Origin of the sequence: Myxococcus sp. AB025B, assembly GCF_006518215.1 — a bacterium.
Classification (GTDB): Bacteria; Myxococcota; Myxococcia; order Myxococcales; family Myxococcaceae; genus Myxococcus; species Myxococcus fulvus.
Genome location: NZ_SRLW01000009.1, coordinates 2327 through 26898, shown reverse-complemented (window position 1 = coordinate 26898; position 24572 = coordinate 2327). Strand labels below are relative to the sequence as shown.

Sequence of the window (24572 nt, the reverse complement as noted above, 5' to 3'; positions counted from 1 at the left end):
CCCACGACGAGCTGCCCATCCGTCACGGGCGCCGACGCCTTCTGCGTGGGCGCGTGCGGCGTGGACAGGTCCAGCGACACCAGTCGGGTGGACTCGAGCACCAGCGCGCGCGTCCCGTTCGCCGACAGGGACTTCACCGGCGCTCCGGACAGCCGCGCGGCGAGCGCACCCGAGGCCGTGAGGACCTCCACGCCCTCGTCCGTGCCCACCAGCAACAGCGCGCCACGCACCGAGGCCAGCGCCGTGGGCGTGCGCCGCACGGGCACCGTCGTCACCGTCAGGTCGGGCAGCGACATCAGCTCGATGACGCCCGCGCCGTCGCGACGCACCGCCACCGCGAGCGAGTCCTCGACAAAGGCCAGGCCCACCGCGCGGCCCTTCACCCGACGCTCGGCCAACACCCCCAGCGCGCCGCGCGAGCGCAGCTCCACCAGGCTCTCGCCCGCCGGGTCCTCACGCACCACCGCCCACGCGTCGCTCCGCGCGGCCACCGCGATGACCGGCAGCGACGGCTCCCGCACCACGGACGCCTCCGTGCCCGCGAACACCGCCAGCGTTCCGGACTTCGTGCTCGCCAGCCGCTGCGAGCCCGTCTCCAGCGCCTCCACCCTCGCCACCACCGGCGCCGACTCAGGCCCGGACGGCAGGTGGTAAACGCCCGGCGCCGTCTCCGTGAGGGCGACCGCGCCTACCTGGAGCGAGGGCACGGGCGTCATGTACCCCGCCTCGGCGCCCACGCGCAGCGACGAGCCTCCCAGCCACATCGGCCCCACGGGGCGCGTCGCGACCTGGATGACCGGGTCCGGCAGCGCGTTCACCACGGAGAAGAAGCGCACCAGCTGCTCGCTCTGGAGTCCGTCCACGTCCGTGGCAACCGCCCGGACGGGCACGTAGTACGGCGCGTCCTTCACCAGCACGGGCACCCTGAACGTGTACCGCCACGGCGCGTTCGTCAGCGTCACCGACTGCGTGTCCATCTCCAGCCGCACGGACGCGATGCCGGCGGGCGCGCTCACGTCCACGAGCACGTCCACGAGCGCCCCTTCCGCGAGCGTGTTGCCCACGGCGGGCTCACGCAGGCTCACCATCGGCCGCGTCGCGCTCGAGCTCGCGCCCAGCACGGTGACGTCCACCGTCGCCTCCGCGTCGTTGTCGCGCGCGTCGTAGGCCCGCAGGCGCAGCTTCACCTGCGTGTCCTGGGACACGGTCGGCGCCACCCAGCGCACCGGCCCGGGCACGCCCGTGAACGAGGCGACCTGCTTCGCCGCGCCGGTCCCCACCAGCTCCTCGATGGTGACGCGAGCAACGCGGTTGTCGTCCGTCACCTTCACGCGCAGGTCCAGCCCCGCGCCCGAGGGCAGCTTCGCGCCCGCCGTCGGCAACAACCACGCCACCGTCGGGTCCTGCACGTCCGGCGTCACCGTCACCTGCAACAGGGCGGGCGGAGACGTCTGGCCCCGCGAGTCCGTCGCCACCGCGACCAGCTCGTGGACCTCGCCCGTCGAGCCCGACAGCGTCAGCGGGAGCGACTCCGTCAAGTCATACAGCTGGCCCGACAGGCCCGTGACGCGCCGGAACGGCTGGCCGTCCAGGCTGAGCTCCAGGGCGTTGAGGGCGTCGGGGTCCTCCGCGCGGACCACCAGCGGGAGCGTGCCCCCCTCCGTGCGCTCCACGGCGGACAGCGTGGGCTCGAGGAAGCGCACCGAGGGAACCCGGTCATTCGTCAGGAAGACGGTGGCCGACAGCTCGGCGTCGTTGCCGCTGGGGTCCGTCACCCGGGCCACGAGCGTGGACTGGCCGCTGGGCGGGATGCTCCGCCACGTGTAGCGGAAGTGCGGCGTCCAGCGGTCCACGCGCGACACCTCCTCGCCGTCGATGAAGAACTCCATCTCCAGATTCGTCCCGCTGGCGTCCGTGCCTGACACCGCGAAGACGTACTCCGTGCCAATACCGAGCGTGGCGTTGTGCACGGGCATCGCGCGGCCGACGAAGGCCAGCGCCACCGTCGGGTCGATGGTGTCCTGGGCGTAGTAGTAGTGCGCGTCCGGCGAAGCCTGGACGTTGCCCACCAGGTCGTAGACGTTCTTCAGCGTCAGCTTGTACGTGCCGTTCGACTCCAGGTTCGCCGCGCTCGTGCCGCGCGTCACCGTCAACGTCGAGCCCGACAGGCTCACCGTGCCCGCCACGGTCGCGCCCGTGGTGGCGTTCGTCAGCACCGCGGTGGTGGCCGGCTCGCTCCCCGTGTGCATCCGGATGGGCTCGTCGAACGTCGCGCTGAACACCTTCTGCGCGAGCGGCACGGCGCCCACGGGCGCGTACACGGGCCGCGACGTCGGCGGCTTCAGGTCGCCTCGGGAGAGGGACTCGGGCAGCACCAGGCTCGCGCCGGGCTGCGACAGGTACAGCGGCACCCAGCCCGCCACTCCGGCGGGCACCTGGACATCCACGCGGGTCGACGTGAAGCCGGACAGCTTCGCGGCGGGAGCACTCGGCGCGAAGCGGACCTCCAGGCCCCGGGTGAAGCCCGTGCCCTTCAGCGTCACCCAGCCCCCGGCGAAGTCCAGCCGGTTCGGGGTGACCTCCGACACGGTGATGGGGGCCGTGTAGACGAACCCGCCCGGGACACGCGCCTCGTCACCACCGTCGACGACGCGCACCGTCACCGGCCCCGCGAACAGGGTCGACGGCGCCAGCACCCGCAGCTCCGTGCCGCTCGCGGTGTGCGTCGGGTCGGCCTCTGCCCGCGTCGCGCCGAAGTACACCTGGGACGCGGCGGAGAAGCCCTGGCCCGTGAGCGTCACCACGGTGCCACCGGCCACCGGCCCGTGGTCCGGGCTGATGTGGCTGACGCGCACGCCCGCTTCGCCGGCGCCGCCCTTGAACGAGAAGGACCAGGGGCTCAGCACCGTTCCGCCACGGTACGGCGTCGCGCCCAGGGTGACGCGCGCGGTGTAGTCACGCGAGGACACCAGCGTGTCCTCGGGCAGCGCACGCACCACCGAGCCCGAACGCTCCACGCTCGCGAGCACCTCCGTCTCCCCTTCCAGCAGGAGGATGGAGGACTGCGCCGCCACCGTCAGCGGCAGCTCGCTGGCCAGGGACACCGTCACCGGAGCCTCCGGCGACAGCGCGCCTCCCGGAGGCGGCGACGTGTGCCGGACCGTCGGATACGGCAGCGTGTCGAAGAGCTGCGTGCGCGAAGCGCCCGCGAGCAGCGCGATGCCGTCTCCCAGCAGCGCCTTCGGCAGCGACGACACCGTGTGCATGAAGAACGTGCGCTCCACGAAGCCCGGCGCCGTCGTGGTGTCGATCCACGCCGCGCGGTTCGTCCCCGCGGCCAGCAGCCACGGGCCCGCGAGCGCCACGGTGCGCGGAGTGCTCGTCGACTCATCCACCGACGTCCACGAGCCCAGCCGCCTCGGGAACGCCGGGTCCAACACCTCCACGACATGGGCCGTGCGGCCCGTGGCCACGGCGACGCGGCTGCCATCCACGGCCAGGGCCTGGGCCACGCCCGCCAGCCCGCTCACCACGGAGAGCGGCTCCAGCTCGCCGTCGCTCAGGTCTCGCAGCTCCATGCGCGACACCTGGCCCTCGTCCATCAGCACCGCCAGCGCCTCGCCCACCACGCCCAGGGCGACGACCCGCGCGGGCGCCACCGAGTGCTGAGCCACGACGACCAGCGCGTCCCGGGTCTGCGCGCCCTCGCGCAGCTCACCGAGCACCACCAGCTCGCTTCCTCCCGCCACGACCACCGTCGTCGCGCCGGGCCCCACGGCCACCGTCGACAGGGGCGCGCCGGTCACCAACGGGACACGGTCCAGCTCCTCGGGCGCGCAAGGCACACCCGGGCCGCTGCCACAGGCCCCCAGGTCGTAGCGCACCACCCCGTTCGTCCCGAGCAGCACGGCGCGGTCGCCCGACACCGCCAGCGACAGCGCGCCTTCCACACCGGCCACGCGGCCCAGCTCCAGCTTGTTGCCGGACGTCGACAGGTCGATGGCGACCAGGTCCTTGTCCCGCGCCTGCAGCAGCGTGGTCCCCACGAGCGCGCTCGCGGCCCCGCCCACCGTCAGGCTCTCGCGCTGGGCGAGCGTGAAGGTGAAGCCCGCCACCAGGGAGCTGCCCTGGGCGTTGCCGCCCGAGCCCGTCTCCACGCGTACGTCCACCGGACCGACGATTCCATCCGGCACCGTCGCCGTCAGCGTGCCCGACACATCCACCGTCGTGGTGAGCGCCGGCACGCCGCCGAACGTCACCTTCGAGCCCGCGTAGAAGCCCTCGCCCGACAGGCGGACCTGCGCGCGGCTCATCGTCTCCGCGAAGGCCGGCTCCACCTTCGTGAGCTTGGGCACCGGCAGGTAGCGGTAGGCCCCCAGCCGCGACACGGACAGGCCATCCGGATTGATGACCTCCACCGCCGCGGCGCCCGCGACGCCCGGAGGCGCCAGGACGGTGATGACCTTGCCACCCTGCGACACCGCGCAGGCACCCAGGGACGTCGCGCCCGCCAACTGCCCGCCGATGCGCACCGTGCAGCCGGACTCGAAGCCCGTGCCGTGGATCGTCAGCGTCTCACCGCCCGCCGTGAGGCCATACCCCGGGCTCACCTCACCCAGCGTCGGGCGCTCCACGGTGTTGCGCGTGGCCGTCTGGAAGCGCACCTCCGTGTCCGCGCCCAGCTCTCCGCCCTGCAGGTCCGAAAGGCCGGCTCCGACCTTGAGCACGTAGCGCGTGCCCACCGTCAGCGCGGACGCGGGGATGAACGTGGCCCTGGCGCCGCCCTCGTCCGAGCGGGCCTCCACCGTGCCCGCCACCTCCTGCGGCGACGCGGACAGCGTCTCCAGGCGAAGCTCATCCAGCGTGTCCGTGCTCGGCAGCTCCGACAGGAGCACCGCCGGGCGCGTGCCCACCGGCACCGTCTCGCCGTCCTCGGGAATGGAGCCACGCACCTCCAGGTGGTCGAGCATCACCGAGGCCAGGGTGCCGGCCAGCTCGCCGCGCCCGTCGTCGGGAGGCTGCACGGGCAGCTCCACCGCGCGACCGTTCTTGTCGAGCACCAGCGTGCTCACCATCAGGTAGCGGTCCATCATCGCCAGCGACGTGGCGTCGCCCTGGACGAGCGCATGCTCCAGCGGCGTGACAGCCCCGGCGTGCGTCACCCGGAAGCGCTGCACCTTGCCACCGCCCGCCGCGACGTACGCGATGCCCGCCGCCACGCGCGTCTGCTCCGCGGAGACGCGGCCACGGCCCGTCACGTCCGCCAGCACCAGCGCCCCCAGGAGCACCGGCGCGTCCGGCGTCTTCACGTCGATGATGGACACCTGGGCCTTGGCGCCGAGCGACACGAAGGCTCGCGAGCCGTCCATCGCGATGTGTCGCGCGGCGCCGATGAGCGCGTGCTCACCGACCTGCGCCAGGTCTCCGCGCCGCGCGTCCAGCACGAGCAGGCGCGTGCCGCCCGCGCCCTCCGTCGCGGCGAGCAGGTGGTGGCCATGCAGCGCCATCGCCGTCACGCCGCCCGGGATGAGCCGCTGCGACGTCAAACGGGGCTGCGGGTTCTCCGTGGTCCGATAGGCCCGGATGCCCGAGGCGTCCGCCGCGTAGAGCATGTCTCCCGCGACGGCCACGCCCACCGTGGCCCCCGTTCCCGGCAGCGTGTACTTCACGCTCGCCGCGGAGGGCCGCGCCACGTCCACCACCTTCACGCCCGCCGTGCCCGCGGCCACGTAGAGCGTGCTTCCCTGCTTCGCGAGCTGGTACGCCCCCGACGTCCCGCTGTCGGTGAACATCACCCGGGCCATCTGCCGGACCGCCGTCTGCTCGGAGAGGTCCGCGATGTACAGGCCGCCCTGCGACTGCGCACGCGAGCCGCCACCCTCCACCGCCGCGCCGTTGGGCCCGGTCACCTCCACCTGTCCGCCGATGGCGCCATACAGCACGCCCCGGTCCACCAGCACCTGCCGCAGCGGAGGCGTCTCCAGCCGCGCCATGGCGCCCGCGCCGTAGAGGAACGCGTCGGGCCGCACCCCTTCCTTGATCTGCGTCCCACCCGAGTGGGTGGGCAGCTCCAGCCGCGCCGTGAGGTCCACCAGGCCCGCGCCGTGGGGCGGCGCCACCGCCGTGGCCTCGTTGGCCGAGCGCACGTGCACCGTGAAGGAGCGCGCGTCACCGAAGAAGACCTTCATGTCGGGCAGGAAGCCCGCGCCGCGCAGCGCCACCTCGACGCCGCCCTGCTGACCCGAGTTGTCAGGAACGGGCGCGCTCAACTGGAGCGCCTCACGGTAGGTGAACGTCCCCAGCCGCGTCGCCGTCATGCCATCCGCGTACCCCACGCGCACCGCCGCCGGGCCGGAGTTCGTCGAGGGAGGAATGCGCACGGTGAGCGCTTCCGTCTCGGAGTCGTACACCACGTCACCCGCGCCGGTGAGGGGCGTCTCGCCCACGAACACCACCAGCCCCGGGCTGCCCAGGTTCGTGCCGTCGATGCGCACCGTCGTCGTCTCGGTCTTCAGGCCGCTCGACGGAGTCAGCTGGGTGATGGAGGGCCGCGCCCGGCCCGCCTGGTCCACCTTGAAGCGGAAGTGCACGGGCGTCGCCAGCGGATACGTCAGGCCGGCCTCGGTCAGCATCGACCGCACGCCTCCCGCCGTCAGCGACACCTCGACCTCCTCCTCCGGCTCGAAGACATGGCCCGCGTCGGGCGTGAAGAACAGGGACGACGTCCTCAGCCCCGTCGCCTCCACCCGCAGCGTCCCCTGCACGATGCGCCCCGTCGGGTGGGCGGCGGAGACGGCCTCCACCACCAGCGCGCCCGGCTGCAGCGTGTTGAGCGCCACGGGCATCGTGAAGTCGATGCGGACGTCCGTGCCCACCGGCGCCATGGCCCCATCCGCGGGAGCCGAGCCCACCGCGAGCAGCTCCGAGGACGGCACCTCCACGACGCTGCGATTCTGACCGCGCGTGGCCACCCACAGCGCGCCGCCGAACCACGTCAGGCCCGTGCCCTCCGCCTCCAGCAACGTGGACTGGAGCAGCTTCGGCTGGCCCTCGTTCGCCGTCGTCACGTCGAAGACGTACAGGCGCGTGCCCACCGTGACGTAGGCCCGGCCGGCGCGCACGGTGATGCGGGCGCGCATCATCTGCTCCAGCGTCGCGTTCGCGTCGACGGTGACACCGCCCACCCGCGCACCCGCGCGGTCATGGATGGCCAGGCGCAGGCCGTTTCCACCCGAGGCGTTGATGTTCGACGTGAGGACGTAGAAGCGGTCCGGCCCCAGGTCCAACGCGAGCCCGTCCTCCGGGTACAGCAGGATGGCGTGGTCGAACTCGGGCTGCGGTCCCAGCAGCTCGAAGACCTGGATCTGCCCGCTGGGCACGCCGGGCTGGGTGATGCTGACGTACGCCATCGAGCCCTCGATGCGCACCCCTGTGGCCAGGCCACCGGTGTTCACCCGGCCGGTGATGTACGGCAGCCGGCTCCTGCTCGCGTCCACCACGGTGAGCCCCGAGCCCTCGGCCAGCAGCACCAGCGAGCCGCTCACGTCCAGGCCGTTGACCGGGTTGTCTGTCCGCACGCCGCCCAGGCGGATGGGACGCTCCTCGAGCGTCACGTCGAAGATGTCCAGCCCCACCGCGTTCGCCGGTCCGCCCACGCCCACGTACAGCGTGTTCCCGGAGAGCCGCAGCTCGGAGATGCTCTTGGGCGGATAGCCGGGCAGCCCCAGGTTCGAGCCGAACGGCAGGTCGTAGGCGAAGGTCGCCACGTTCCACGTGTGCGTCGTCTCCGGCGTGGAGCCCGGGCGCACCAGCGTCACCGTCGCGAGCCCCGGCGCGGTCGCCGCGGGCACCGTGAAGCGCACCGTGCGCAGGTCGACGATGTCGACCGCCTCCGCCTCCAGCGACTCGCCGAAGCGGACCTTCATGCCGGGCTCGAGGACGGACTTGTCGAACGTCAGGGTGGCGCGCGTGCCCCCGCCCACCGGACCGTGGTTCGGCGAGAGGGTGGCCACCGCCTGGCCCGGGTCATCGACGAAGAAGAGCGCGAAGGGCAGCTCGGACCTCGGGCCCCCGGGGTGCTTCACCGACACGTCCACGGGGCCCGCCTGCGCCGCCGCCCTGGCGGTCAGCGACATCCGCGTGCCGCTCTCCGTCACCAGACACGTGCCCGCCACCAAGGCGCAGTTCACCACGTCCGTCCCCACCCGCACCTCCTCCGTGCCCGTGAAGCCCGAGCCCGCCAGGGTGATGGGGCCGCCCATGGTGCGCGGCAGCGTGGTGGGCGACACGGACACCAGCATGGGCACCCGGGCGTTCGCCTTGCCCGTCGTGAAGGTGGCACGGAACTCGGACAGCAGCCGTCCGGCGCGCTCATCCGTCACGTCCTTCGTGAGCACCAGCGTGTAGTCCTCCTCGGGCTTCAGCGTGCCCTGCACGGTGGCCTTCACCGTGTAGTGCCGCTTCGCATCCACGCGCTCCACCGTGAGGTCCAGGGAGACCGGCTGGCCGTTCGCGCCGAGCGCGGGCTGACCGTTCTCGCCCAGCAGGTACACGGAGCTGGGCGTCACGCTGGGCCCATGCACGGGCCGGTTGAGTCGCACCGCGAGCACGGGGCTGTCAGGGGTGATGATGGCGCCACGCTCCGGCGAGACGTCGGTGACGAAGGAGAACGGAATCTCCAGCTCCGTGAGCTTGTCGCCCCCCGCGAGCAGCAGCCGGTCTCCCGCCAGCGCCGTGTCCAGCGCGGACTCCGTGTTGCCGCCACTCACCAGCTCCGGCTCACGCGGGTTCGCCACGTTCACCAGCACCACGCCGCCATCCTTCGCGGACACGAAGAGCATGTCGCCCACCAGCCGCAGGCGCTGCGGCTGACCCGGCGTGTTGGAGAGCGTCTCGTCGAAGTCGATGCGCAGCGACTCCAGCTCCTCGGCGGTCGCCGGGTCGCTGATGTCGATGAAGAGCAGGCCCAGCTCCGCCGCCGCGACGATGGCCGTGTCGCCCACCACCACCACGTCGGTGAGGTTCGCGTCGTAGTCCAGCCGCTTCACCACCGAGGCGTCCGGGCGCGCCGAGTCGTAGATGACCAGGCTGCCGCGCGGGCCCGCCTCGGACGACCTCGCGTGGTACGTCGTGCGCTGACCACCACCAAGGCCGCCGCCGACGGAGTACTCGGGCGGCGGGGGCAGCGTGCCCTCCGGGTTGTTGCAGTAGTGCACGCCCTCGTGGTGCCCCGTGGCCACGAACAGCCGGCCACCGTGCACCATCATGCCGTACGGCTCACCGCCAGGACTGAGGCTGCCCACGAGCAGCGGGTCCGCGGGGTAGCGCGTGTCCATCAACCGGAGGACGCCGCCGTTGCCCGCCGCGGGCTCGAAGCCCTTGCAGGGCCCCGCGTCCGGCGGAGGATTCGGCACCATCTTGTTGAAGGCCACCCAGCTGCCCATGGGCGTCGGCAACAGGCGCGTCGCGAACTCGGGGTCCGCCCAGCCTCCGAACTTCGCGCGCCCCAGCTCCGTCATGGCGCGGTCATTCGCCGTCGTCACCGCGAGGCCCGACGCACCGTTGGCGATGAGGACCTGGCCCGGCAGCGTCGCCACGTCGAGCGAGTCCGACGTCAGCTCCAGCTCCGGCCACGGCGTCTGCGCGGGCAGGTAGCCGAACAGGATGGCCTGCAGCAGGTCCACCCGGGCCGGGTTCGGGTTCAGCGTCTGGCCAATCGAGGCCAGGGCCTGACCGGGCATCCGCACGTCGAACGTGGCGGCCGTGAACGCGTCGAAGAAGTACCCCTCGTCGACGTGCGTCCCCTGGAACTCCTTGCGCTGACGGTTGCCCCGGATGGAGGCGCCGGCGGCGGAGTACAGGTAGAGCGGCGAGTCGAGGTCCGCCACCAGGGCGCGGGTGTTGAAGTCGTTGACGGAGACCACGCCGTCCGAGGGCAGCACGGGTCCCGTCGCGTTCTCAGGACGTCCACGCTCCAGGCCGTAGCCCACCTTGCGCGCCAGGCGCACGTCCTCGAACAGGTCCGTCCCCGTCTCGGAGCCCCGGTTGTCCGGGAGCTGCGACGTCACGCGGACCTCGGCGAAGCCGTCCTCGCCGAACGAGCCCAGGGGCGCCGTCAGCGTCAGCTCCTCGGTGGACACCACCTGGACACCCGTGGCCTGCAACGTGCCGACATACACCTTCGGCGGTCCGAGCGCGCCATAGGCCCACGCCGGCAGGAAGCCGTCACCGCGCAGCCGCATGGGGCTGCCGCCGAACGGGTTGAGGAAGCGCGGCGTCGCGGCCGAGAGGAAGAGCGGCGCCTTGTACAGGAAGCCACCCGCCCTGCGGTCCCACAGCCCCGAGCCCGACACGAGCACGCCCGCGTCGTTCACGACGCCGTTGATGACGACCACGTCCGCGAGCCCCGGCTCTCCGCCCGGGACCATGACGACGAGCCGCTCCGACGACGCGGGCCCGTCCGACGGGAGCACGGTCGCCTTCGCGCCGCCAATCAGGACGGTGGTCTCCTCCGCGAAGTTGCGGCCCAGGATCTGGACGAACGAGCCACCCCCGGTGGGCCCCACGCGAGGCACCACCTGGGAAATCTCCGGACGCGCGCCCTCGTCGGCCGCGGCATCCAGCACCACCGAGAACGGCGTCAACAGGTGCTTGCCGTCCGGCGTGAGCAGGTCGGTGGACACGGAGAGCTGGAGCACCGCGCTCGGAGGCAGCGGCCTCTCCGGACGGAAGCGCACGAGCACCGTGCTGACGGGCTGCTCCGCGCTCCCAGCCTCCAGGTCCGCGCCGGGCGCATCCGGGCCCAGCCACTCCACGCCGTCCACCCTCAGCGACACGGCCTGCTTCGCGCTCTCCGGCGTCACCGTCGTCGAGAACGACAGCATCATCGAGGACAGGTCCAGCGGGACGACGTCGCCCGACTTCACGCTCGCGGAGACCAACGTCAGCTCCGCCGCCTGACCGAACTCCAGCGCCCAGCCCGCGGCGCCTCGGTTCCTGGCGCTCACGACGCGGCCTCCCGCCACCGCGACCCGCTCGGCGGCGCCACCGTTCGCACCCGCGACGTGGTGCATCAGCCGAGGCGCCGCCAGGTTGCTCAGGTCCACCACCGCCACGCCCGCCGCGCCCACCGCGACATAGGCCACGTCCCCCACCACCCGTACATCCGAGGCGAAGCCCTTGAGCACGTCCGTGCCCACCGACGCGCCCCGCTGGGGGGCATCGGGGTTGGACACGTTCACCAGCACCAGGCCCTCGTTGCCCGCCGCCACGACGGCCCAGTGGTCCCGCCGCAGGCGCACCCGCTGGACATCCAGCGCCAGCGAGCCCCGCTGCGACGGACGCTTGTCCACCCGCACCGTGTGCAGCTGGCCCCCGGTGAAGCGGTGCCCCGGCGTCCACGTGCCGGTCCCCACCACCGCGAGGCCCTCTTCCACGGCCAGCGCGCTGACCTCGGGGGCCAGCGGCGACTTCAGCGTGTGGAGCAGGAACGCCGCGTTCGTGATGTCGAAGCCGAGCAGACCGCCCTTGCCGGCCGCCGTCAGCAGCCGGTCTCCGCGCAGGTCCAGACCGAAGGCCGCGCCGTCACCGGCGGACGTGGTCCGCACCAGCTGGGGCCGCGCGGGGTTGGAGATGTCCAGCTCCAGGACCGTGGCCGCCGAGTACGAGCTCTGGCCCCGCATCGAGCCCGAGCCCAGGAACAGGCGGTCATTCCACTCGGACGCGTACGCGATGGAGAGCAGGTCCGCGCCCAGGTAGTCCCACTTCCCGATGATGCGGTCGTCCAGCCGGTCATTGTCCTCGTCGATGAGCTCGCTGCGGCGCTCGGGAGGAATCGGCGTCCCGGCCAGGCGCCCCTTCAGGTAGAGGCCCGACAGGTCGACGATGCGCAGCCCGCCCGCGCCCACCATGTAGACGTGGTCGCCGATGGCCACCATGTCGCGAATCTCGCCCTGGAACGCCACCGAGGCGTCCGTGGGCTGGTCGAAGATGTACGCATCCTCGAGCACCGCGGGCGGAGCGCCGTCCTGGACCACCGACACGTCCACCGCCCCACGAAGCCCGTTGGGCGTGTACGCCTCCAGCCGCTTCATGCCCAGCACGCGCACGCGCAGCGCCGGCGTGGTGCCGAACAGCACCCGGATGGTGCCGCTGGTGGAGAAGCCGTTGCCCTCGAGCACCACCTTCGTGCCGCCCGACGACGGGCCACGCCCCGGTGTGATCGAGACCAGCGACAGCGGCCGCGTGTAGATGAACGCACCCGCGCGTGTCAGCGAGGTGCCCGAGAGGTTGCGCACCTCGATGGCCACCGCGCCGTCCACCGTGGACACGGGCGTGCGCACGGTGACTTCGTTCGCCGACACGGACTGGATCTCCGCGGGGAGGCCGCCGATGCGGACCTCCAGGCCCGCCTCGAAGCCGCGTCCCGTCAGCGTGACGAGCGTGCCGCCCGCCACCGGGCCCTCGCGGGGCGAAATCGTGTCGACCACCACCTGCCGCGACACGGTGTCGCTGGAGGTCTCGAACTCGGTGACGAAGCGCCCGGGCATGAGCGAGCCGTCCGGCCCCTGGGCCTGGAGACCGGCGATGACCAGGCGGTAGCGCGTGCGTCCCGCGAGCGCGCTCACGGGGTCGATGACGAGCTTCTGGACGCCCTCCTCCACCGGCGTCCGGAGCTCCGTGGTGATCTCCTCACCCAGCGCGGAGCCATCCAGCGCGTACAGGCGCGCGTTCACCGACGACACGTTCCGGATGGGGACGTTGAGCTCGGCGACGAGCGTCTCCAGCGTGGACACGCCCAGCTCGGAAGCGGCCGGACGCATCGCGGTCACCATGGGGAACGGCACCGCGACGACGGCGAACCCATCATTCGGCGTGGGCAGGTTCCTCGGCGAGAAGACGCCGTTGATGCTGGCCACGACCACGCCCCGGTCGATGCCCACGTCGGCGAGCGACGTCGCCGGCCACAGGTCCACCGCATCCACGGCGAGCGGAGCGTCGATTTCGGAGGCGGCCGACAGCTGGAGCACGCCCGCGCCGGCGTTCACGCCCAGGTGCGGGCCCAGCGCGGACTGGAAGAAGCGCGTGCCCACCAGGGACGGAATGGACGCCACCTTGCGCGGCAGCGTGGGCGGAGACAGCGACACCGTGGCCGCCGTCTCGAGCGAGGCGAGGCCCCGGCCCGAGTGGATCGCGAGGTCCCCCACGTCCGGCGTCTCTCCCACCACGGGGAAGCCCGGGCGCGCCAGGTCCACCGTCAGGGTGGCCGCGGCGTTCCCCAGCCGGGCCCGCAGCACCGCGTGGCGGCCGAGGATGCGCACCTGCTCGATGGAGGGCGTCTTGACGGTGCCGTTCATGACGAACGACTTCACGGCGCCCAGCAACATGGGGCGCAGCGGCTCCACCAGCGAGAACACCGCCAGGCCGCTGTCTCCCGCGGCCACGAGCGCCAGGTCATCCACCACCGCGACATCCAGCGCCTCGCCCTCGTAGGGCAGCGCCTGCACCAGCTTGGGCTCGGTCGGCTTGCTCACATCCACCACGAGCAGCGACGGGCCACCCTCCCCCACCATGTCCACATGGGTCAGCTCGGCCGCGTCGGCCGCCACGTACGCGATGGTTCCGCGCACGGTGAGCGCCTTCGGCTCGTAGGGCGGCGGGAACGAGACGCCGCCCATCATCCCGGCGTTCTCCGGCACGGAGACGTCGATGACCGACAGCGCGCCTTGCGTGCTGCGCTTGAGCACGTCGATGACGTCGACGCCCTGCTGGATGGACGCCTCGGAGAGCACGTAGGCGCGGCCCCCGGAGATGACGAGCGGCCCGGGGCGGCCCTGCGGCATCCGGTCCGACGGGCGGCCGTCCGTGCCATCGATGGAGGGCTGGTACCGGCCGATGCGCTTCGTCGTCGACAGGTTCGTGTAGAGGTACGCGCTCTCGGCCACCGCGAGCTGCCCGTCCGGGTTGGCGACGAAGACGTCCGCCGGACCGTAGCCGCCCTCGGGCGTCTCCACGAGCAGCCGGCCCGGCGACAGCACCGTGACGGAGCGCGCCGGGCGCCCCCGCGCCGTCTGCGAGCCGTGGCCCCGGAAGTAGACCTCCGCGCCGTGCTGGAAGCCCGCGCCGGACAGCTCCACCATCTGCCCGCCCGCCAGCGGCCCCGAGGCCGGCGAGGCGTGGCTCACCTGGAGGATGTCCATGAAGATGAAGCCGCCCAGGAGGCTGCCCTGCAGCCCGCCGGGGTTGACCACGGTGACGCGCGCGGGGCCCTCCACCTGCTGCGGCGTGCGCGCGGTGAGGCGCGTGCCGGTCTCATCGACGGAGACCTCCGTCGCCTCCGCGTTGGAGAAGTACACGCGCGCGCCCTGCGCGAACCGCTCGCCGTGAATCGTCACGCGCGTGCCGCCATCCACCGGGCCCGCGCGAGGCACCACGCGGTCCACGCTGGGCAGCTCGCCCTCCGTCGTGCGCGTGCGGAAGCGCGAGAGGTAGCGCCGCTCCAGCGTCTGGCCGAAGGTGCTGCCCAGGCCCGCCTCCACCGCGATGGAGTGCTCCTTGCCGCGCGCCAGCTTCACGCCCGCGGGCAGCACCAGCTCGACGCGGAAGGCATCCGTCGCGCTCACGCGCACGTCGGCGGTCACCACGCGGCCGTTCAGCAGGCCCTCGCGCAGGATGACGCGCGACGCGCTCACCGTGGCCGCGTCCACCGGCTGCGAGAAGCCGACCGACAACACCGGCGCCTCGAACGACACCTGCTCCGCGCCGTCCGCCGGGGTGACGTCCGTCACCAGGAAGCGCGGCAGGGTGAACTCCGCCACGCCCTGGTGACCGAAGAGCGTCATCGGCCCGCCGGACGTCATCTCCACGTCGCCCGCCGCGGGGACGTTGGCGCGCACGGACGTCGTCGTGACGCCCTCCGCGTCCACGATGGAGGCCGTGAGCAGGCCCTTCACCGGCCGGTTCGTCGGGTCGATGAGCTGCACCGTCGACACCGACACGTTGCCCAGGCCGGACACGGAGCGCTGGCCGGTGGCCAGCAGGTCCGCGCGTCCCGGCGCGTGGGAAAGCAGCGACAGCACGCGCGGCGCGGCGCGCACGTCCACCACCGCCAGAGAGGCCGAGGCCCCCTGGCAGCCCACGTGGACGCGCTCGCCCACCACCGTCACCGTCTCCGCGCCACCCGGCACCGCCGCGTACCCCAGCTCACCGAGCTTCGGGTCCAGCAGGTCGAACACCCGCAGGCCGCTCGTCCCCGCGGCCACCAGCAGCTTGTCGCCAAGCACCGCCACGTCGCGCGCAGGCGCCGGCGTGGGCAGCGTCGTCACGCGCTGGGGGTAGTCGCGGTCCGACAGGTCCACCACCACCACGCCCGCGGCGCCGTTGGCCACGAAGGCGAGCTGCCCCGCCGCCGCCACGCCGCCCACCTCGGGGCCGGACAGCTCGATGCTTCCCTGCTGGAGGATGTTGGCCGCGTCGTTCGTCTTGAACAGCACCAGCTCACCGTTGCGCGCCGCCGAGTCGTGGCGGACGCTGACCAGCGCCAGGCCGTCGTGGAACGCCGACGCCACCGGCGCGCCCTGCAGGGCATGTCCCACCAGGGCCGCCAGGGGGGCGTCCGTCACGCGGAAGAACTCCACGCCACGCGAGAAGGGCGCGCCCTTGGGCAGGCCCGTGGCGCCGACGATGCCCAGCCCCTCGCCGTCCACCGCCAGGGCGGACAGCCGCGTGCTCTCACCCGAGCCACCGAAGGGCTTGTAGGGCGCGCGGGAGGGCCGCATGCCGGCCTCCACCTGGACCACGGGCGTCGCCTTCGGGTTGCCCGACAGGTCGCTCGCGAGCGCATGGAGCGTGATGGCCTTGCCGGCCATCGGCGTGGGCACCAGCCACGAGTAGCGGTACTGGGGCCGGTTCGCGCTGCTCGTCACCGGCACCACGGAGGCGCCGACCTGCTCGGACACCGGCTGGCCGGCGACGTTGGTGTAGGCGGCGTGGAAGGCGACCTCGTGGATGCCGGCGTTGTCCTCGGCGAAGGCGGACAGGAGCAGCGGGTCGCCTTCGGTGACGACGTCCAGGTGCGGCGGGTCCACCAGCTCCACCTCGGGCACGGTGGTGTCGGGGATGGTGCCCACCTTGCGCTCGGGCGTCTCCACCTCCTGCCCCGCCTTGTCCACCGCCACGGCCTTGATGAAGAACTCACGGCTGCCGCTGCCGATGGGCGCCACGAAGCTGCCCACGTAGGCGTTGGGGCGGCCGGGGATGCCCGCGGGCGTCAGCGCCGTGGCCACCTTGCGGCCGTCCACGAAGAACGACACCGCCTCGATGCCGCTGTCCACGTCGAAGGCGTTGGCCTCCAGCCGCAGCCGCGCGCCCGCGAAGACGGTGCCATCGGGCTCCGGCCGCGTCAGCTCCACCGAGGGGAGCTGGTCCGCCACCACGCTGAACGCGATGGGCTCCGACTGCGTCGCCTGTCCGGCGGTGTCCACCGCGCGAGCGGCGATCCACAGCCGCTTGCCCACGTCCGCCGGGTCCGCCACGTGGATGTGCTCGAACGGGAGCTGGAAGCGGCGCCCCACCTCGGCCAGCTGGTCCCTGGCGGGCCCCACCAGGAACGTCACGTAGGACACCGCGACGTCGTCGCCTGTCTCGGTCGCGAAGGTGCTCGGCAGCTTCGCCACCACCTTGAACGGCGGGTTTCGCAGCGACACCGTCGGCGGCCTGTCGTTGATGGCGCTCACGGTGACGATGTCCGACGAGGCCCGGTTGCTCAGGTCCACGGCCCGGGCGGTGAAGCGCAGCGGCACGCTCACGCCGGCCTCCGTCACCAGGTTCTTGGGCACCAGGTAGGAGAAGCGATACGGCGGCGCGGGGACCTGGGCCAGCTGCGTCTCCGCCCCGTCGCCCACCTTCACGAAGAACGTCACGCTCGCCACGCCCACGTTGTCCTCGGCGCGCGCCTCCACATCCATCCGCAGGCCGGACACCATCGCCGAGCCGTTCGCCGGGGACACCAGCTTCACCACCGGGTCCTGCGTGTCCGCCTTCGCCTGCACTGTCACTTCACGCGCCTGGACCGTCCTGCCCGACGAGTCCCGCGCGTTGGCGCGAATCGTCAGGTGACGCCCCGCCGAGCCATGCGGCAGCGGGACGCGGAAGGAGTACGGACGGGTGGCGCTGGCGAAGCGCAGCGGCCCCTCGACCCCACCCTCGACGGTGACCTCCACGCGCTGGACCTCGACGTCGTCCTGCGCGGCCACCAGCACGGCGAAGTCGCGGCCCTCGGTGACGATGGCGCCATGCGCCGGCTGCGCGATGGCCACCGTGGGAGGCTGGTCGCCCACCACGGAGAGCACCACCGTCTGCGAGCTCACCTCATGCCCGAAGCTGTCCACCGCGTGGCCGCGCAGGCGCAGGGTGCCCCCCGTCGACGCGGGCACCGGCACCAGGAAGCGGAACGGCGGCTGGTTCAGCGTGGCGACAGGCGCCGTCTGGTCATCCAGGTAGAGCGACACGGACGTGACGCCCACGTCGTCCTCCGCCGACAGGATGACCGGCAGCGGGTTGTCCGCGACCACGGTGGTCCCATCCGACGGGGAGAGGATGGCCAGCGCGGGCTCGCGGTCCCTCACGATGTCGATCTGCTGGTACTCCAGCTCGCCCTGGTTGCCGGAGACGTCACGGGCGCGCGTGGCGATGAAGTACGGGACCAGGTCCAGGCCGCCCAGCTCCGAGAGCCTCGGCACGGAGTACTGGAAGGTCACCACCGGCGAGTACACGTCGAACGGCGAGCCGGGCAGCCCGTTCTCCGACGGGAAGCCTCCGGCGACGTGGATGAGCTTCAGACCCTCCGCGCTCGGGCCGGCGTAGATCTCCACCCGGTCCACGAAGGCGTTGTCGTGCGCCTGCACCTGGATGAGCACGGGCGTGTTCTCGATGACGTCGCGGCCCAGGCTGGGGCGCAGCACGTTCGCCACCGGCAGGGCCGTGTCCTCGGCGATGCGGATGCGCCGCTCGACGGAGGAGCGGTTGCCCTCCAGGTCGCGAGCCTCGACGCGCAGGAGCACGTGGCTCTCCGTGCGCGTGGGGTCCAGGCGCACGAAGCCCGGGGGCAGAGACAGCAGCCCGCGGAAGATGCGGAAGCGGGAGATGTCCTCGGGCGCCACGCGCAGGGCCGCGAGCGTGTCTCGCACGGTGACGTCGGCGGCGACGGGGTTGCCCTCCGGGTCGAAGAGCGTGGGCACCACGGTGCCGTCGCGCTCGGCGAGCTGGAGCGCGGGCTTGCCGTTGACGAAGAACTCCACGCCCGTCACCTTCGTGTCGTCCGCGGCCAGCGCGCCCAGGCGCAGCTGGATGCTGCCTTCGACCAGGTAGGCATCCGCCGCGGGCTCCAGGAAGGCGAGCTGCGGCGCGCGCGGCCTGCGGCTCTCGATGACCAGCCGCGCGCTCTTCTCCTGATTCGCCGTGTCCTTGACGGTGAGGGTCAACACCGTGGGCTGCCCATCCGCGCCCATGGGCGGCGTGAACTTCACGTTCAGCGACTTGCTGCCCGTCGCCGCCGGCGTGAAGGGCCGCGTATCGGGCAGGCCGTCTCCGTAGGTCGTGGTGACGGAGGCCACGCCCACGTCGTCCTTGACGGTGAAGTGCAGTGTCGCCTCCTTGCCCTGCAGGAGGCTGACGAAGCCGTTCTCCAGCTCCGCGCGGTGGATGGTCTCCCCCGTGGCCACCAGGCGATCCAACTGGAGCGTCGGCGCGGCGTCGGGGACGATCTGCACGAACACCGGATGGGACACGGCGTCGTTGCCCGCGCGGTCCGTGACGAGCGCGTCGAGCTTGACGGGCCCCAGCGTCGTGCGCTGCAGGGTGAGCTCCACGTCCTGCGAGGTCCCCACCAGGAGGGTGTCGCCCTGGGGCTCACCGTTCACCAGCAGTTGGACCTTGGCCAGGCTCGCGTTGTCCGCGGCGCGCAGGCGCACCTTGAAGGGCTGGCCCGTCACCGCCGAGGCGCCCTCCCCCAAGCCGACGAAGGCCACCGTCGGGTCCACCGTGTCGGGCACCACCCTCAGGACGCGAGCGTCCTTCGCCACCACGCCCGCCGTGTCCACCGCGACGGTGGTGAGGCGCGCGTCCGTAGCCGTCCACGCCGCCGGGATGCGGAAGCCCGCTTGACGCACGCTCAGTTGCCCCGCCGTGAGCGTCGCGGACAGCGGGTCCACCGTCAGGCGCTGGCCCGCGGCAGCCACGCGGACCTGGTGCGGCTGGCCGGACTGGTAGCGCAGCGCCAGCTCGGAGACGAGCACCGGGCGCGAGTCCCCACCGACGGCGTGCAGCGACACGAGGACCTGCTCCACCTCCACCGCGTTCTTCGGGAAGCCGAGGTCCACCTCGTACAGGTTGCCCGCGTCGAGCGTGAGCACGCGCGTCTGCGTCAAATCACCGGAGGGGAATAGGGCCTTGAAGGCCGCCAGCTCCGCCTGCGCCTCGGTCGACAGCTGCGGCTTCGGTCGCAGGTGGTAGGAGACGTGCGCCTGGGCACCGTGCGAGTCCGCGGCGACCTTCAGGCGGAGCTGCCCGACGCCGTTGTCCGAGTTGTGGGCCGCGTGCGGCGTGACGCGCACCGCGCCGTCCTCCCCCGTCACCACGAAGGTGAACGGGGTGCCCGCCGACGTGCCGCTCCCCGGCTGGGCGCCGAAGGTGAGCGTCGCGCTCGACACCGCGTGGTTCGACAGCGAGAAGGGCACCTGCGGCGTGCCCGTGAGCAACGGGGCATCGAGCGCCAGGCCCGTGGCCGTCGCGGACTTCACCTCGGAGGTGGAGGCGACGAGCCACGCAGCGCGCAGCCCCACGTCATCCTGGAGCTCCATCGAGCCCGTGTAGCGCTGCTCCTCGATGAGGTCCCCGCTCGTGGGCGACACCCAGCGGACGACGGGCGCCGCGTCGGGCACCAGCAGGCACGAGTAGCCGGACACCGTGGTGCGCCCCAGCGTGTCCGTCGCCGTGGCCTCGAAGCTCACGGTGCGCGACGCACCGCTCGTCAGCGTGGGCATCACGAACGGACCGCTCAAGCTCACCGAGGCCGCGGGCAGCGTCTCCGGTCGCTGCTCGAGCCCCTCGATGCCCTCGGGCTCCTCCAGGCCATCATCGAAGCTCATGGCGAGCGACTGCACCGCGCTGTCGTCGGACGCCTGCGCCTGGAGGGTGACCTCCGAACCGGACACGCACGTCTTCGCGTCGGGCACGCCTCGCAGCGAGATGCGCACCACCGGCGGCAGCTTGTCCTCGGGGGTGATGATCTCGAACTCGACCTTGGACGTGTCGGTGGGGTTGCCGGCCGGGTCATACGCGCGAGCCCAGACGACGTGCTTCTCGGGCGCGGTGTTGGACGGGTCCGTGCCAGTGCGCTGGACGGGAATCGTCCCCGAGTAGGTGCCCACGTAGCGCCGGCTGACGAGGATGTCGCCGGGGCCCTGCGGGTTGGGGGCGCGGACCTCCTCGAAGTCCTCGTGGCTTGCGCGCAGGTAGTCCTTCTGCGGCTCGGGCCGGATCTCGACACCGTCCAGCACCACGGCGACGCGCGAGACGCGCACGTCGTCGGAGACATCCACGCGCAGCCCCAGGCTGCTGCGGTTGGCGACCTGCAGGGGCTGCGTGGCCGTGCCGGGAATCGGCGACAGGAGCAGCGCGGTGGGGTGCTCCACGTCGTCGATGACGTCGAGCAGCACGTCCTCGTGGCCGAGCTGGGGCACGGGGCTCACGTCCTTGGCGACGACACCCACCGAGCGCTCGGACGCGGGCGTCGTCGACGTGACGATGGGCGCGCGCACCACCAGCTTCTGCTGGATGGCCGTGTTGACCGGACCGATGAACGGCTCCAGCGTCACGCCGCCGGAGCGCCCCGCGACGCTCGCCACGCCCTCGTCGTCGGACACGGTGAAGGTGATGGTGACGTCCTGGCCCTCCTTCACGACTGAGTTCCGCGCGGGCAGCATCAGGTTGACCACGGGCGCGGTGTTCTCCACCGCCTGGAGCACCAGCCGGCGCTCCGCGGAGCGGTCCCCGTCATCCACCACCTCCGCGCGCAGCCGCAGCGGATGGCCCGCGTACGCGGCCGGCACGTCCAGCTTCCACTTGAACACCTGGTACAGCCCCTCCTCCGTCCCGGTGTTGACGGAGCCCACGGGCGACTCGGGCGCGTCCGGGTTCTTGGGCTGGAGGGGGTCCTGGAGGAAGAGCCGGGCGTTCTTGACGTGGACGTTGTCCGTGGCGACCACGACGACGTCCACGCTCCGGTTGGGGCCCGCGAACACGCGCGTGCCCTCGGCGGGGCTCCGGAAGGCCACCATGGGCGGCTCTTCGTCCACCTTCACGTCGAGCGTGAGGCTCACCGTCTTCGTGTTCTTCTCGTTGTTGCTGTCGGTGACCTCGGCCTCCAACCGCACGCTCCCCGCCGTCGAGGGCAGACGCAGGTCGAAGCGGTACGGCGGCAGCGTGGCGACACCGGCGGAGTGGCGCGTGGCGCCGCGGTACTCGAAGAGCTCCACCCTGGAAACGGCGACGTCGTCCTCGGCGTGGAGGACGATGGGGACGAGCGTGTTCGCGGTGCCGACGAAGCCGGGGCTCGGACTGAGGAACTCCACGGTGGGCGGAAGGTCCCCCTGGAGGGTGACGGTGTGGCTCACCTCGTCGTGATTGTCCGAGGTGTCGTAGGCGCGCGCGGTGAGCTTGAGGCTCGTCTTGGGGACCGCGCCGTCGAAGAAGTGCTCGGTGGGGATGACGGTGTAGCTGATGAACGAGCCGGGCACGCCCGCGTTGTCGCCGGGTGAGGTGTCGGTGAAGACGGGCGTGTTGAGCTCCTCGCCCAGGAAGAGCTCCACGCGTTTGGCGCCCACGTCGTCGAAGCCGGCGATGGTGACGAGCAGCCCCTGCGAGTTGGGCACCTTCACCAGGTGCTGCGGCGTGAGGATGTTGACCTTGGGCTTGTTGAGGTCCGGGCGGATCACCACGTCGACGGCGTTGCTCTCGCGCTCGTGGCCCTGGGCGTCGCGGGCCGTCGCGGTGAGGTGATAGGTGGTGGCCGTCGTCACCACGGACGTGCGCCACGTCACCCGGTAGGGCGGCACGGAGGACTGGCCCACGGGCACGCCGTTCACCTTCCACGTCACCTGCGGCGCCTCGCCGCTGTCATCCGAGGCGGCGGCGGTGAGCAGCACCTGCGTGCCCCCCACGTACGAGTCCGTGAAGGTGGGCGTCTGGATGGCCACGTTGGGAGGGCCGTCCTGCACGACGACCGCCTCGAAGCCGACGCGGCGCTCGATCCCGCCATGGTCGATGGCCTGAATCTCCACCCGAGGCCGACTGCCCGCGGAGCCCGCGGGCGGCGTCCACAGGAGCCGGAAGTTCTGCGAGCCCTGCGCGGTGCCGCCCTGCCCTCCTTCGTCCAGCCGCGTGGTGGCCACGGCGTTGCCGTTGACCAGCAGTGCCACCTTGACGCCGAAGGACAGCGCGTCGTCCCCCACGGTGCCCTCGACGGCGAGCGGCACCTTCTCCGTCACCTCCACCGTGCTGCCCAGCGGGGCGCGGCGGGTGATGAGCGGAGGCGCGTTGCCGACGATGCGCACGAGGACGGCGGAGCCCTCCGCGGTGGCGCCATGGCGGTCCACGGCGATGGCCTTGATGGAGGCGCCCGTGCCCGCGCTGCCCGGCGGCGGCACGTAGCTCACCTCCCACAGCGGGACGGCGACGATCTCCTGCGGCACCTTGTCGGGGATGGGGCGCAGCTCGATGCGGGCCGTGGACGACGCGCCCACGGGGGCCCCGTCCACGGTGAAGCGCACCACCTGGAAGTCCAGCGGGGACAGCGTGCCGGACGTCCAGGCGCCGCTCGTCACGCGGAGGATGTGCGGGATTCCCTCGATGAGGTTCGCGCCGGAGACGGGCTGTTCGTAGACGACCTGTCGGGTGCTCGGGCCCGGGGGCTGCGTCACCTTGACCTGGAGCACGGCGGGCGTGGACTCCTGGTCACCGGAGTCCACGGCGATGGCGGACAGCTTGAAGGTCGCCCCCACGCTCGGCGGGGCCTGGATGCGCAGGGTGTACGGCGCGGTGTCGTCGATGACGGTGGGCACGCCGTTGACGAGGAAGCTGACGTGCTTGACGGCCACGTCGTCGGAGGCCACGGCGCGCAGCTCCACGCTGGCGCCGGCGGCGATGGAGGTGGGGCCGGACAGGCGCACCGAGGGGACGCCGTCCTTCGCCTCGACGCGGCGGGTGTCCGTCCACGGCTCGTTCTCCGAGGTGAGGTGGGTGGCGGTGATGGTGGCGCTGCCGGGGGCGAGCGAGGTGACCTTGCCCTCGGAGCTGACGGCGACGATGGCCGGGTGCGAGGAGCTCCAGGTGGTGCGCAGGGTGCTCGGGGTCAGGTCGATGACGCGGCCGGTGACGGGGTGGTCCAGGCGGCCCTGCAACTGGAGCTGGAGGCTGTCCTTCACGCGCGCGAGCGTGACGGTGTCCGGGAGGATGCTCACGCCCGCGATGCGGGAGGGGTCCGTGACGATGACGGGGACCTCGCGGGTGCGCTCGGCATACGTCACCTTGACGGTGGCCTCGCCCTGCGCGAGCGCGATGACCTCACCGGACTGGGTGACGGCGACGACGGCGGGATTGCTGGACTCGTAGAGGACGCCGCGGCGGCCGCCGGAGAGGTCCGCCTGTCCGGCGACGGCGAAGTTGCCGAAGACCTTGAGGTCCTCGCGCTGGCCCACCTGCTCCAGTAGGAGCGAGCTGGGCTGGGCGGTGATGTCGACGAGCGGGTCGAAGGACGTGGAGCTGGTGAACTCGACGGCGGAGGTGTGGACGGTGCGGCCGAAGGGGTCCTGGAGGGAGACGTCGGCGATGACGACGCCGTCGGGGGGCAGCCTTCCGTCGGTGGTGGGGATGAAGAAGCTGATGCGGCCGGGGGTGGCGACGTGGGGGCGGCCGACCCGCCGGCGCGCGGTGACGAAGGCCTGGGCCTCGGCCTCGCCGAGGTCACCGTGCACGGTGCGCAGGGCGAGCGCGGAGGCGCCCATCATGGAGAGCTCGGCCAAGGCGACCTGGCCGGTGTAGGCGACCTGGAGGACGATACCGCCCGCGGTGGCGTCGGAGCGGACGGTGACGGGCGTGGCGGCGAAGCCGGGCGGGCTGCCCTTGGCGTTGAAGGTGGTGACGAAGGGGGTGCCCGGAACGGAGTCGGACCCGATGGGCGTGGCCGTGACCTTCAGGGCGCCGTCGTCGGGGAAGGCGACCTTGAGGGGCACGAGCACGTGGAAGGGCACGGCGCCCGCGAAGTCACGCTCGACCCGGAGGTTGGAGGTGGCGACGAAGGAGCCGTGGGCGTCCGAGGTGCCCTCGAGGGTGACGAGGACCTGGGAGACCTGCTGCTCGATGTCGAAGCCGATCTCGACACTCTGGGCGCCGGGGCGCAGAGGCGCGAGGGGATAGGCCGCCGTCACCACGGGGGGCTCCGCCCGGGCCACCAGAGCGAACCCCAGACACAGCACCGTGAGCACCGCGCGAACACCGCTCCAACCCTGACTGTTCAC

General features: G+C 72.4%; 1 protein-coding gene (cut by a window edge). It reads right to left on the bottom strand.

The window, feature by feature from the left end; all coding sequences use genetic code 11:
- Positions 1-24572, bottom strand: the 5' portion of a protein-coding gene (locus tag FL311_RS02860; protein WP_194869024.1) for an Ig-like domain-containing protein. 7507 nt of this gene lie to the left of the window's left edge; 24572 of the gene's 32079 nt are visible here — the first part of the coding sequence; its start codon is at positions 24570-24572; its stop codon lies off the left edge, out of view.